The sequence below is a fragment of the Nocardia sp. NPDC004068 genome (genome assembly GCF_042874315.1).
In the GTDB taxonomy this organism is placed as follows: Bacteria; Actinomycetota; Actinomycetes; order Mycobacteriales; family Mycobacteriaceae; genus Nocardia.
In genome coordinates this window covers 177,922-190,934 of the sequence record NZ_JBIAMW010000012.1, presented here as the reverse complement: position 1 = coordinate 190,934, position 13,013 = coordinate 177,922, and the positions used below count along the sequence as shown (strand labels likewise).

The 13,013-nt window shown below is 69.2% G+C and carries 9 protein-coding genes; 7 read left to right on the top strand and 2 right to left on the bottom strand.

Annotation, left to right across the window (positions count from 1 at the left end; translation table 11 throughout):
- Positions 1–14: 14 nt before the first annotated feature.
- Positions 15–995: a UDP-glucose 4-epimerase GalE gene (gene galE, locus ACFYTQ_RS28205; protein ID WP_387367429.1), complete on the top strand. Its 981-nt coding sequence runs from the start codon at positions 15–17 to the stop codon at positions 993–995.
- A 294-nt stretch (positions 996–1,289) separates the two neighbouring features.
- Here the strand turns inward: galE and ACFYTQ_RS28200 are convergent, their stop codons facing one another.
- Together ACFYTQ_RS28200 and ACFYTQ_RS28195 are read right to left on the bottom strand one after the other, a co-directional pair.
- Complete coding sequence (locus ACFYTQ_RS28200) at positions 1,290–2,156, bottom strand: class I SAM-dependent methyltransferase (RefSeq protein ID WP_387367426.1); 867 nt, start codon at positions 2,154–2,156, stop codon at positions 1,290–1,292.
- A gap of 103 nt (positions 2,157–2,259) precedes the next feature.
- On the bottom strand, positions 2,260–4,776 hold the full coding sequence (locus ACFYTQ_RS28195) for an AAA family ATPase (RefSeq protein ID WP_387367423.1): 2,517 nt from the start codon (positions 4,774–4,776) through the stop codon (positions 2,260–2,262).
- Positions 4,777–5,598: 822 nt separating this feature from the next.
- On the opposite strand from ACFYTQ_RS28195, the gene ACFYTQ_RS28190 reads away from it, so the two are divergent.
- From ACFYTQ_RS28190 to ACFYTQ_RS28165, 6 genes are all read left to right on the top strand, one after another.
- On the top strand, positions 5,599–6,432 hold the full coding sequence (locus ACFYTQ_RS28190) for a hypothetical protein (RefSeq protein ID WP_387367420.1): 834 nt from the start codon (positions 5,599–5,601) through the stop codon (positions 6,430–6,432).
- Positions 6,429–7,676 (top strand): cutinase family protein, encoded by a 1,248-nt coding sequence (locus ACFYTQ_RS28185; protein ID WP_387367417.1) that lies wholly within the window; start codon positions 6,429–6,431, stop codon positions 7,674–7,676. The genes ACFYTQ_RS28190 and ACFYTQ_RS28185 overlap by 4 nt, the downstream gene beginning before the upstream one ends.
- Positions 7,673–8,830 (top strand): lipase family protein, encoded by a 1,158-nt coding sequence (locus ACFYTQ_RS28180; protein WP_387367414.1) that lies wholly within the window; start codon positions 7,673–7,675, stop codon positions 8,828–8,830. The genes ACFYTQ_RS28185 and ACFYTQ_RS28180 overlap by 4 nt, the downstream gene beginning before the upstream one ends.
- Positions 8,831–8,971: 141 nt before the next feature.
- Positions 8,972–9,694 carry a hypothetical protein gene (locus ACFYTQ_RS28175; protein ID WP_387367412.1) on the top strand — a complete coding sequence of 241 codons (723 nt, stop codon included), beginning with the start codon at positions 8,972–8,974 and terminating at the stop codon, positions 9,692–9,694.
- Complete coding sequence (locus ACFYTQ_RS28170; RefSeq protein WP_387367409.1) at positions 9,691–11,571, top strand: BTAD domain-containing putative transcriptional regulator; 1,881 nt, start codon at positions 9,691–9,693, stop codon at positions 11,569–11,571. Before ACFYTQ_RS28175 ends, ACFYTQ_RS28170 begins: the two co-directional genes overlap by 4 nt.
- Positions 11,572–12,268: 697 nt before the next feature.
- Complete coding sequence (locus ACFYTQ_RS28165; RefSeq protein WP_387367406.1) at positions 12,269–12,589, top strand: hypothetical protein; 321 nt, start codon at positions 12,269–12,271, stop codon at positions 12,587–12,589.
- Positions 12,590–13,013: the final 424 nt, after the last annotated feature.

Genomic DNA, 13,013 nt, shown 5'->3' with positions numbered 1-13,013 from the left:
GTAGAGGACAACCCGTGAAGCTGCTCGTCACCGGCGGTGCCGGATATATCGGGTCCGTCGTGACCCACCAGCTCGTTGAGGCCGGCCACGAGGTCGAAGTACTCGATGACCTGTCAACCGGCTTCGCCGAAAACGTCCCCGACGGCGTGGTCCTGCACCGCGCATCGGTCCACGACAGCGCCGAAATACTCACCGCCAGTGCCGGATTCGAGGGTGTTCTCCACTTCGCGGCGAAGATCGAAGTCGCCGAATCGGTGCGCGACCCCGAGAAGTACTGGCACCAGAACATCGAAGGGTCCTTGGCGTTGCTGCGCGCGATCCGCGCCGCCGGAGTTCCGCGGCTGATCTTCTCGAGCACCGGTTCGATGTACACCGGGGACGGCACCACCGCGTTCGATGAGGACGCGGCGGTCAGCCCCAAGAACCCGTACGCGGCAACCAAGCTCGCCATAGACCTGATGATCAGCGGCGAATGCGGCGCGGGCCCGCTCGCCGCCGCGAGCCTGCGCTACTTCAACGCCAGCGGCGCAGTCCAGGTGGCTGGCGGGCGCTGGCTCGGCGAACGGCACGACCCCGAAACCCACCTCATCCCGATCCTGCTGCAAGCCGCACTCGGACAACGGGATTCGTTCACGCTGTACGGCACCGACTACCCGACCGTCGATGGAACGTGTATCCGGGACTACATCCACGTCAGCGACCTCGCCAGCGCGCATCTGCTCGCACTCGACGCCATCGAGCCCGGACAGCACGAGATCATCAACCTCGGCAACGGGCACGGACACACTAATCGCCAGGTGCTCGATACAGTGCGAGAAGTGACTGGTCGAGAATTTCCCGTGAAGATCGGCGACCGGCGACCGGGCGACCCGGCGATCTGCATCGCCTCCAGCGAGAAAGCACACCGAGTGATCGGCTGGAAGCCGCAGCGCCCAGCACTCGCCGACATCGTGAGCGACGCCTGGGATTTCCATCAGTCTGGGCACTGGGCTTAGCGGTGACGACACGGTGACGCTGGGGTGGTTCGGAGCCTACGAGTCGCCGCGATGAGCGGTCGCCCACGTCGACCATCCCCGAATGAACCCTCGCGCGAAATCCCGACAGCGCGCACGCGGGTACGTGTTCGTCGACGACATCGAGCAGTACCTGCGCCCGGCGCGGAGACTCGGCATGGGCACCCTCCATGCCATCAACCCCACACCACTCCACGCGAGCTACGACGGTTGTTTACTCGACTCACGTTGAAGGCACGAGTAAAGCTGAACGGGCGCGCGCCTAGCTCTGACGAATCATGGGCCGTTCCTGCCGGTGGCTAGAGAAGCGTGGACGAGGTGGGGTTCAATTGCTGATGAGCCCGTGAGATTTTGTACCCCGTAGAGCGTCAGGAGCGAGGTGGCTGAGTAGTTCTCGATTCGGCGGAAGCTGAGATTTTTTAGCTTTTCGTTGATTTCGGTGTCGGTTAGAAAGGTGCGCCACGGCTCTCCGAGTGCGGCGACGCGGTCGGCGCGGGCATTCATCTGTTGGGCGTCGAGGTTGGTGGGGTTTTTGTGGGGTGGGGTGAAGTAGTCGAAAATCAGTTGAGCGTTGCTGCCGTGTCCAGCGATGGTCCGGAGGGTGGCGTCGATCGAGGTTCTGGTCAGGTACATGGTGACGCCGAGCCAGAGGTACAGGGCGCCGCGAGTGCGGTCGAGGCCGGCCTCGGTCAGTGCCGAGGTGAGGGGTTGCTCGAAGTCGATGGTGGCGAAGGTCAGGGTCGGCGGTATGTCGATTCCGGCCTCGCCGAGGCGATGCCGTTTCCATTCCTGGGTTGCGGGGTGATCGGCTTCGATGAACCGTACGGTGGGGGCCTTGGGTGATATGCGGTATGCGGTGGTGTCCAGACCGGCTCCGAGAATTACGACCTGGCGTGTTCCTGCGGCGATGGCAGTCATCAGGGTGTCGTCGGCGTAGCGGCTGCGTGCGGCGATCCAGAGGCGTCGTCGGCGTGCGAGGTCTGGTGGGAATCCCTGATCCAGTTCGGGCAGGTGGTGTCCGGATTCGCCGACGATTCGTAGTGCGAACGGGTCATGGAAAATCCGTGGTTGGTCGGCGATTTGATGGTAGGCCCTGGCCTGGGCCGTGTACATCGCCGTGCGGCTGGGCTGTCCGACGTGCATTTCCCGGCTCCTATCGCGCGGTGATATCCGGTGTCGGAGTTGTTCGCTGTTTCAGTTGTCGAGGAGTGCTGGCTTTGTTTTGGAGGTTTTACTGGGCGGGCCGCTATCTGTTGAATGTGTTGGTGGGTTTTCCGCTGGGGTTGTGCGTCTCTAGTGCTCGGACTTCGGGAAGCTTTTCTTCGGGTACGTAGTGGATGATTCGGTCGCGGGAGGTGATGCCGAGCTTTTTCGTGATCGCCAAAACCTGGGAGGCGACGGTTCTTTCGCTGGAGCGCCGTCGATCCGCGATCTCGCCGTTCTTCCATTTGGCGGCGGCGAGGAGTGCGATTTCTTCTTCGCTGGCGGTGAGTCTGCTCCAGTGGGATTTGCTCACGCTGGTGATGTCGGTGTCGAGGGTGAGTGTGCCCATGGCGAGCTGGTGGACTTCGCCGAGGTCGGGCCTGAGCTGCTGGCCGCGGGCTTCGGCGGCGGCGTAGGTGTCGGGGCCGATCGCCTTCCGGGCGACGTCTCGGGCGTGGAGGGCAGCGTCCGCGAAGGAGCCCATGTCTTCGATCGAAATACCGAGGTCGGCGCGCAATTTTTTGACGCCACCGGCGAGGTGGGCGATCTCGAGTGCGGTGTCGGTCGGTCTGCCGTCGACGCGCCGCCGGGATATCGCGTACGCCTTCGCCCAGATCAGCAGCTCGATGCTCCATGCCGCGCCCCATTGGTCGCGGACCTCGATCTGGCGTGTGAGCGAGTGCCGGAGCACGGTTTCGGCTTCGGCGGGGTCGCGGTGGCGCATCACGGCCACGGCGTAACCGAGTTCTGCCCATGACTGGGCCCAGGTCGCGCCGGATCGTCGGGCGGTGTCGAGGCATTGCGTGGACAGGCGGCAGGCGTGTTCGGCGGATCCGAGTAGGGCCGCGGCGAGGGCGGCGAAAAGCCCAGCCATGACTTCGCTGCTGCTCTCGCCCGCGGCCCGGAATCGGGCGACCGCCCGGTCGAGGACAGCGATGGCGCGGGGGTCTCGCCGGGCCATGAACAGCGCGGTGCCCGTGGCGAGGTCGGTGATGGCGGGCAGCCCCAGATCGAGGTCCGGTCGCTCCCGCCACAGCGCCATCTGGCGGGAGTCGGCGAGGCAGGCGGCGACGCATTCCTCGAGCAGCTCGATGCCTTCGGCCGACTGCCCTTGTCGCAGTGTCAGCCAGCTGATCGCGGACTTCGCGATGATCTGGGTGGGCGTGAGGGGCTTGCGGACTCCCCAGCTCGCGTCGATGCAACGTGTAGTCCAGAGCCGGATGTCGCGGAGCGAGCCTCGAACGAACGGGACCCGCATCTTGATCAGTGATACGCAGATCTCGAGACCGGCGTCGGCTTCGCCGGGCACGCTGGCCGCGGTGTCGATCGCGCATCGGATTTGGTCCCAGGCCGCTCGCGCCCAGGCGAGGCTCTCGTCCTCGCGCGGCCCGAAGAAGTGGGCTGCGGTTTCGGCGAGCTGGTCGCGGTAGTAGTGCAGATGCGCCACCGCGAGCCGCCGCTCGGCGTCGGGGTCGCGCTGTCGCAGGAAAGACCGCGCCGCCAGGCGCAGCGTTTCCAGCAGCGAATACCGCACCGCGGTCGTCGTGTCGTGTCGGGTGACCAAGGTTTTTTCAACGAGGGCGTGCAGCAGGGTTTCGATGTCGGGCAGGTCCGGGTCTCCGCAGATGGCTCGGATGGCGTCGAGGTCCGCGCCGACCTCGTCGGCGCCCGGCTCGTCGGTCGAGGTGTCGTAGCCTGCGGAGAAAACGCTCAAATTCTCGAAGAGCCTGCGCTCCGGTTCGGTGAGTCCGTCGTAGGACCAGGCGACGGCATGGTGAACGCCACGATGGCGCACCTCGCTGCCGACACGCGTGCCGGATTGCCAGCCCAGTCTGCGGTCGTCCGGTCCGCCGGTGAGTCCGGCGCTGATCATGTCCAGGGATTGGTAGGTGAGCTGTGCTGCCGCGATGCGGATCCACAGGGGGTGCAGGTCCATGCGGCGGCAGATTCGGGCGACGGTGGCCTCGTCGTCGGTGGGTACGGCGATGCCGCGCTGGCGTGCGAAGTCGCGGAACAGCGCGATGGCGTCGCCGAGGGGCAGCTGTCGTACGTTGACCAGGTATTCCTCCACCCATCCGAGTGGCTCGCGGCTGGTGGCGAGGATGGTGAGGGACGGTAGTGCCGTGAGCAGATCGTCGACGACGTGGCCGACGCTGCCGAGGATGTGCTCACAGTTGTCGAGGACCAGCACGCGACGCTGGGGCCCCTCCTCGTAGGCGGGGCTGGCGAGGGCGTCCACGAGAGCGTCTCGGGCATCGCGGCCGGAGAAGTCGTTGGCGATCACGGCTTGCGCGACTTCCTGCTCGACGGTCTCCGCGCTCGCGTTGCGAGGAACGCGGGCAAGCCGAACCCAATGCACTGTCACACCGTCGCCGTGCTCTTCGTGCAGTCGCCGCACCGCCTCCAGCGCCAACCGGGTCTTCCCGACACCGCCGGGACCGACCAGCGTCAACAATCCAATATTGTCGTCGGTGAGCAACCTTCTTATTTCGTCAAGCTCACGCACACGACCGACGATTTTTCTGGCGGGCTCCAGCCCCCCGCTGCCAGGCTTTCGCATATCACAGATCATAGACGCAAGCCGAGGCGACAGCGCCGAGCGCGGATTCATCTCACACCCCCACAGGAAACGCGCGTGCGGGATTTCCATGGGCTCGGAGCCTGCGCCGAAGCCCAGAACTGATCGTCGTATTCACGTGATCGCGTCCCCAAGGGACTTATTCACTATCGCACACAAGCCAGACCGGTAGCACTGCCCCTATACGGACAATTCTTCCGGACCTGCGGACGACGGACACCCGGCCTACGTACGAGCTACGTACAGGCCGACCGAAAGTGCTGATAGAGCCCCTCGTCGTGCGGACCCTGGTCCGTGATCCTCCATCGAGCGGACAGATCGCAACCGCCCCCGATTCCCTGCCGGGACGGTCTACCATCACCCGCACCGCGCGGCGGGGGGTGCGTCTGCGGAGCGGCCGGGCGTTCGCGGCGGAAAGTCGTCATTTACTACTTTCGTTATCCCTTTCGATCGTTATCCCAGATCGGTGCCGATGCCGAAAGGTATAGCTGGGGTGGTAACCGTTTTTTTCGCCCCGCAAACTCTGGTGCGGGAGGCGGTTCGGGGTTGTGATGAGGGAGCAAGTAACACCCTCCCGAAAGGATCAATTGTGGACCCCTACGTCATCCTGTCCTGGCTCGACGGGCTCACGACCCTGGCGAGCAACGTGCTGACCATCGCCAGCCAGGTGCTCGCCTTCCTCTGATCAGAGGAGATCGATGACGGGGCCTCCCGGCTGTCCCGAGCGGCCGGGAGCGCCCTTTTCTCACGCGCGTAATACGCGCCATTCCCTTTTCTGTTTTCTCGTTCCCGAGGGGTGAATTCATGCCCAAAACAATCCGGCCCGGGGGGTTGGGCGCTCGCGCGCTCGTCCTCGGGGCCACCTCGCTGATGGTGCTCACCACACCCGTGACGACCCTCGCGGCCACTGTCGACTCGATCGCTGATCAGCCGGGGGTGACCAGCCCGGCGCAGCCCGGGACGGCCGCCCCCGCACCGCCACCTCCTCCTCCTCCTCCGCCGTCACCGGCGGATTATCCGACGCAGCCGCCGGAGGTGCGGAACGGTCCGGCCCCGCGGCCTGCGCCTTCGCCGGATCCGGCACCGCCGGTGCAGCTGGCGGAGTTGCATTCGCCGGAGGCGGTGGCTCCGGTCGCGCCGATCGATCCGCCGCCGGACACGATCCGGATCGGCCAGTGGGAGACTCCCGCGCCGGATTGGCTGCCCCCCGATATCCGCGATGACATCAACGGCGTCGCCGCCGGTGCCGAAGCGCAGGTCGCCACAGCTCTGGACTCGGTGGGGCTGCCCGCGGGCCGGTCGGACCGGGTCGCGGGCGCGACCATCGCCGGTGCCGCCGCTGGCGGGGCTGTCGGCGCGGCGGTGACGGGCGCGCCCGCCGCAGCCGCCGGAGCGGTGGTGGGCGGCCTGATCGGCGGGACGGTCGGCGGTATCGCCGGGGCCGCGCTCGGCACCGTGATCGAGGTCCCGGTGATCGGCACCGTCACCTCCGGCGTGGCGGGGACCGCGGTGGGCGCGGCGGCGGGCGCGCTCGCGGGCGCGGTGATCGCCGGGATTCCCGTCGCCGCGGTCGGTGCCCTCACCGGAGGCACCATCGGTGCCGGTTTCGGAGCCGGGGCGGGGGTGGGGCAGCCGTGACCCGCTTGCGTTTCCTCGCCGCCGTGGCCACCGTGCTGGCCTCGTGCGGGGCGGCGTCGTGTCTGCCCGGTCACCCGGGCTCGGCGCAACCGCCGGTGGATAGCTCGGTGTGTCCGGCGTTGTGGGTGTTGGCGGTGCAGGGCACCAGCGAGTCCTCCCCGACCGCGTCTCCGACCGCGGACACGGGAATGGTGGGTGCGCTGCTCGGCCCGGTCGTGGCCGCTGTTCCCGGTTTGGCGCAGCGCACCTATATCGCCTACCCGGCCGGGTTCGGCGGCGCGGTGGGTACTGGGGCGAGCAGTGTCCCCTACACCGAGTCGGTGCGCGCGGGCCTGGCCGCCCTGGACGCGACCGCCGGGCAGGTCGCGGACCAGTGCCCGGCCACCGGTCTCGCGGTGGTCGGGTATTCCCAAGGCGCGCAAGTGGTTTCGCAGTTCGCGCGCGCGGTCGGGGCGGGACAGGGGCCGGTGGCTCCCGACCGGGTCGCCGGGGTCCTGGTGTATTCGAATCCCGATCGTGCTCCCGGCGCGCCGGTGATCGTGGGCCGTCCCGGTCAACTCGTTCCCGATCCCGCCCCGGGCACCTCCGGGGCGGCGGTGTCGGGGGTGGTGATCTCGGCCGCACCCGCGGCGGGTGGGGGTCTGGCCGCCGACGCGGGAGCCGACTACGGCGCGCTTACCGGCCGGGTCGTCGATATCTGCGCTGAGGCCGATGTGAGCTGTGCGGCTCCGGATCGCGCGGCGGTGTTGCGGGTGGGGGCGGAGATCGCGGCGCAGGCCGATCTGCGGGACCCGGTGGCCGCCCTCGCCTCGCTGCAGGGCCTGTTGTCTCGGGTGCTCGGGGATGCGTGGACCCGGGTGGTGCTCGACGATATCCAGATCGGTGCTGGCGGTGTGGATTACGTGCCCGCGGCGAGTCTGGCGCAGCGGCTGACCACCGCGGCCGACCCCCGCACGCCGCCCCCGTCGGCGGAGGAGGTCGCCGCCGCGACCGCCCGCTGGGGGCAGGTCACCGCCGCCGTGGCCGCTGACCCGCTCACCCAGCTCCCTCGCCTGGCCGGGCAGCTGTCGGCGGCGTGGGGGCAGTTCGTCGCGGACAACGCGGATCTGCTCAATCCGGCGGTGTGGTTGCGGTATGCCGATGTGCACGGCCATCACACCGGGTACGCCGCCTCGGGGCAGCTCGCCAGCGGGATCGCGTGGCTGGTCGCGCTGGCCCACGACCTCGCGGGAGGCTCGCGGTGATCACCGACTTCTACGATCCCCCGTCCCTCGAAGGCTTCCGCCACGGCGACCTGATCCGCGCGCGGCCGGTGTTCGTTCCCCAACTCACCGCCGCCGCGGGTGCGTTCCAAATCCTTTACGTCTCCACCAACAGCCGGTCGGAGTTGATTCCGGTGTCGGGGATCGTGGTGATCCCCGAAGAGTACGCCGCGCCGGGAACGAACGCGCTGCTGCTGTTCTCCCCGGGTTTCCGCGGTCTGGGCGGCGCGGAGGTGCCATCGCGGCTGCTGGTGACCGGGAACGAACCCGCCGACTCCGTGGCCGGGATCGAGGCGGCGCTGCGGCGGGGCTGGGTGGTGGCCGTCCCGGACGGCGAGGGCCTCGGGGTGTGGGGGACCGGGCCGCACACCTTCCTCGCCGCCCGCGCCGCCGCGCGGGTGACCCTCGATCTGGCGTGCGCGGTCTACCGCAGCGCCGACCTCGACACCCCCGTCGCGCCGTGCGTGGCGTGGGGGTACGCCGACGGGGGCCGGGCGGTGGCCGCGGCGGGGGAGATGCATCCCTGGTATGCGCCGGAGCTGGATTTGCGCGGTGTCGCCGCCGGAGCCGTTGTCTCCGACCTCGGCGCGCTGGCTCCGCTGATCAACCGTGGCGGCCCGGCGGCGGGGCTGGGGTTGGCGGCGGTGGTCGGGCTGGCGCGCGCCTACGAGCAGCTCCCGCTGCGTCATGTCCTCACCGAGGAGGGTGCCCTCGCCGCGGCCGAAGCCGCTCGCCTGCCCAGCAGCGAGTTGCTGCGCGAGTTCCCGCAGCCGCTGTCGCATTGGTGTCGCCGGTTGGACCCGTGGAACGACGTGTGGTGGCGGCGAGTGCTGGCGTTGGAGACCCTCGCGCATGTCGGGTTGGCGATGCCGCTGCACCTGTATCACGGCACCCGCGACGATCTGGTCCCCGTCCGGGCGGGTCAGCGCGCCCTGATCGCCTACCGGCAGCGCGGGACGACGGTGACCTGGCGCGAGTACGACGCCGGGCACCGCGCCACCGCGGTCGCGGCCATCGGCGATGTCCTGGCCCGCCTCGGTGAGGACCTCACCGACCCGGTCGCCGCGGCGCAGCGGCGCCCGAGCCACAGCGAGGACGAGAGGGAGGGCGAGCGTCCCGAGCACGCCCCCTCGTGAGACCCCCTCCAGGGGAAACCCTGTCCGCACCCCGCCGCGACCCCTGGCGGGGTGCGGACAGGCCCCCGGGAGGACGCACTGTTCAGCGAAGAACCCCCAGTGAACCTCCTTGGGGGAGAGGCGTTTTCGACGGAGGGTGAGATGAATCTGGCGTCCGGGCCGCACCCGCACCGCGACCTCGACCTCGATACCGGGCCCGCGCAGTGGTGGGCCGACGACGACGCCGATGCTCGCGCGGCGTTGTCGGAGGGGCGGTGGTTGGTGGCGGTGGCGTCGGCTCCCCTCGCGCCGCACGCGCCCGGACGGGGCCGGTGGCGGGATGCGGTCGCGCAGCGGGTGCCACGGCGGGCGTGGTGGGCGCTGGCGGCGATCGTGGCCGTGCTGGTGGGAGTGGCGGCGATGGTCGGCCACGCGGGCGATCCCGGTACGTCGGGAGGAGCGACGGCGGTGCCGCCGGATACGTCCAGGCCGCCGAGTTCGACCGGCGCGGTGGGGGAGGGGCCGTGTACGGGGTTGTCGGGCACGGTGGTCACCGATCGTTCCGGTGACCCCGCCACGGTGGCGGGGGTGATCGCCAGCTTCGAAGCCGCCTACTACGTCACCCGCAGCGCGGAGGCGGCGATGCGGCTGCTCGCCCCGGAGTCGGGGATCGCCGCCGACGGGCTCGCCGCGGGCATCGCGTCGATCCCGCCCGGGACCGTGCATTGCGTGGCGATCACCCCGATCTCCGAATCGACCGCGACCGTGCACATCGTCGAACTGCACCCCGACCGGCAGCGCGTCGATTATTTGCAGCTCATCAACACCATCCCGGCCTCGGGAAGTGCGGGGTTGGTGATCAGCAACATTCAGAGGCAAGGATGACCTCCTCTGCGGGTGTGGGTCCGTTGGTGTTGGCGGTGGCGGGGGTGGGTCCTCGAGCGGGGGTGACCACGACGGCGGTGGCGGTGGCGCAGAGCTGGCCGGGCCCGGAGCCCGCGCTGGTGGTGGAGGCCGACCTCGCAGGCGGGCAGCTCGCCGACCTGAACGGGGGTGACCCGTATCTGGGGGTGGCGAGCCTGGCCCGCGCGGTCGCGGCGACCGGGCCGGTGACGGGGGAGCAACTGGTGGAGCATGTGCAGATCCTGGCGGGCGGGGTGGCGGTGCTGGCCGCGCCGCCGGGCCGCGATCGAGCCCGCGCGGCCGTGACCGAATCCCTGCTCGTCCACCGGCGCTGGCCGGGGCTGGAAGCGACGGTGATCGCCGATTGCGGTGCGCCCGAACCGGATTCGCCCCTGGCCCCCGTGCTCGCCGCCGCCGACGCCTGCCTGGTCGTGGTCCGCGCCGACCACACCGACCCGCTCCACGCCGCCCAGCGCATCCTGCGGCTCACCGAGCACTCCCGCCGCCGCGGCGTGCTGGTGATCGGCGCGAGCCCACACAGCGACTTCGCCGCCGCGCTCGCGCTGCCCCTGCTCGGCACCCTCCCCCACGCCCCCGGCTGCGCGGAGGCGCTGCTGCACGGCACCAGGCCCCCGCGCCGCCAGCGACTGCTGCCCGCCGCCCGCACGATCGCCACCGCCGTGCGCCACCAACTCCACCCACCAGCCCCCGACACGGTGACCCACCCGCCCGTCCGCCGTGCCTCGACCGGCCGCCGCCCGGCTGCGGGGCCGCGGGTGTATCGCCTCGACTCGGCGCCGATCCCCTCCACGAGCCCACCCCCGGACTCGACGGACGACCACGTCGACACCGTCCTCCCCGTACCCGCCCCTGCGCCGGTCGACGACCGCGGCGAGCCGCCCCGGGCCGACCGCACCGGCCGCGACATCGCCGCGAGCGCCGACGCCCTGCTGGGCCGGGACCTCGACACCGCGCCCACCGACACCGTGCCCGTGCACTCGGAGTCCGCGGCTGTCACCGAGGTGTCGCCGACGGTCGAGCCGGTGGTGGCGATTTCGGTGTTCGGGCCGGTCCGGGTGGTGTGGCGGGCTGCGGGGGCGGGGGAGGTGGAGATCACGGGGCGGTTGCAGCCGCGCAGCCGGGAGATCCTCGCGGCGCTGGTGCTGCACCCCGACGGGGTGAGCAGGCCCCGGCTGATCGATGTGTTGTGGGGGGAGCATCCTCCCGCGCGGGCCTCGGGCGCCCTCACCAACGCGTTGAGCCGCCTGCGCACCGCGGTCGCCGCCTCGACCCGCGGCCAGGCCACCGACCTGCTCACCGACGACCGGCTGCGCTACCGACTGTCGGAAAGCCTTGTCGCCGCGGACTATTGGGAGTTCACCGCCGCGGTCGCCGCACGTCGCCGCGCCCGCGGCGACGACGAGCAGGCCACGGCGTGTCGCCGCATCATCGACCTCGCCACCGCCGAGCTGGCCAGCGACCTGACCGGAATATGGATCGAACCGATACGCGAGGCGGCCCGCCGCGAATATCTCAACGCGGTCGGCTGGCTCGCCGCGCACACCGTCGAAATCGACCCCCGAGCCACCCTCGGATTACTCGAAACCGCGGTCGAGACCGACCCTTACAACGAGCCCGTGTGGCACGACATTCTGCGCCTACACGCCCGCCTCGGCGAACACGCCGCCCTCACGAGAACCTACTCGCTGCTCACCAGAAAACTCGCCGAGATCGGCGAGACGCCCAGCCCCGAAACCCGCCGACTCCTTGAGCACCTCCGCCACACCACACCGACGACACCCATGAACGAGTCCTCTCGGATCCGGCCGCCTGGAAAGGGGAAAACCCCCGAGGGGTGATCATTCGATGGGCTGGGTAATGGAATGATCGCCTATACTGGGAAGCGGGAAACAGTGCGCCGGATAGGGCACTTGGAATTGTCGCCAGATTCCACCGACGGGGGTATTCATTTTCCGTCGAACCGGTCCGGGTGAGGGGCTGGGAAATGAGCGTGTTTCTCGTGATATCGGCGAGGCCGTTCCGTGGGGTGTTCGGTGGTGGCAATCCGTGGGGTGTTCGGGGGTGTGATCAAGACACCCCTCGACCAGCTCCGCGAAACCGCTGGTGGGGAGCGGTTTTCGTGGGGGGTTCCCTATCCAGGATTGTCTATATACAAAGCTATATAGACATGCTCCCCGGCGGCTACGCGGCGCTCGTATCGCCTACCCGATTACGGATGCACCTCAATCGGCGGGCGGTGTCCGTCGCTGCTCTCTTTATTGTTTTCCCTTTTATTTATTGCCTTTCATTTTGCCGTCTCGCACCGCGGCGGGTGATGTGTGGACCGTTTCTTTTTCGGCTTGCTTTGTCAAATGGGGGCCTCGCGGAAAATTCTTTGAAATTGTGTGCTTTCCGGGGTTGCGCGCCTATCGGGATTCGAGTTAGTTTCGTTGTGCCCCCGGAAAGTCGGGGAATCTGGGAAATCTGATTGAACCCCCCGCCCCCACGATGCGATCATTCGCCGTGTGCTGGCGCGGAAAAACGGAAGGTACTGCCATGACCATGTTCGAATTGTCCAACTCCGACACGTTTGTTGCCGTGCTGTCCGACATGCCCGAAGACATCCGGATGGATAGCGATTACGAAGGGTTCGGGGATTTCGATGCGGCCCGCGTGTGGGCGGAAAACCACATCCGGGAAAGCGTGAACAGCTTCGGCACGGGCGGGGCGTGGCGCGTGGATGTGGTGCGCATGGATCGCGACGATTACGCCGCCGACACGTGGACGGTGGAACCGGATGCGACCGTGGCCCGCGCGGGCTGGGACGCTGCCGCCGGGGCTGTGACGTGGCAGTTCGGCCCGTTCGCGGATCGGTGACCGGGGGCCGCGCGATGACTACCCCCACCACAACCACGGCAACACCTGGCACGGGCACCGGTAGCGGTGCCCGGTTGGGCAACGGTGAACTTCGCCGCATGGTGGCGAAGGTGCTGGCGGACACCCCCGCCACCGAATACGGCCCCCGCGACATCGCGAAACAGCTCGGCCGATCATCGGGCGCGGTCGGGAACGCGCTCAAGAAGTTGGCCGACGACGGGCACGCGGAACAGACCAACACGAAACCGTTGCGCTACCGGGCCACCGCCACCACCGCCGCCGCTGCCGCCGGGGCCCCCCCCCCCGCGGCGGCCCCCGCCCCCCCCCCCCCCCCCCCCCCCGCCCCCCCCCCACCCCCCGGGGGGGGGGGGGCGGGCCCGGAAAACCCGGCGGGCCCCCCCCCCGCCCCGGGCCCGCCAACCCG

Coding starts and splice junctions, on each gene's coding strand:
- ACFYTQ_RS28200 (WP_387367426.1), bottom strand. CDS start 2,156: ATGCACGTCGGACAGCCCAGCCGCACGGCGATGTACACGGCCCAGGCC.
- ACFYTQ_RS28195 (WP_387367423.1), bottom strand. CDS start 4,776: ATGCGAAAGCCTGGCAGCGGGGGGCTGGAGCCCGCCAGAAAAATCGTC.
- ACFYTQ_RS28190 (WP_387367420.1), top strand. CDS start 5,599: ATGCCCAAAACAATCCGGCCCGGGGGGTTGGGCGCTCGCGCGCTCGTC.
- ACFYTQ_RS28175 (WP_387367412.1), top strand. CDS start 8,972: ATGAATCTGGCGTCCGGGCCGCACCCGCACCGCGACCTCGACCTCGAT.
- ACFYTQ_RS28170 (WP_387367409.1), top strand. CDS start 9,691: ATGACCTCCTCTGCGGGTGTGGGTCCGTTGGTGTTGGCGGTGGCGGGG.
- ACFYTQ_RS28165 (WP_387367406.1), top strand. CDS start 12,269: ATGACCATGTTCGAATTGTCCAACTCCGACACGTTTGTTGCCGTGCTG.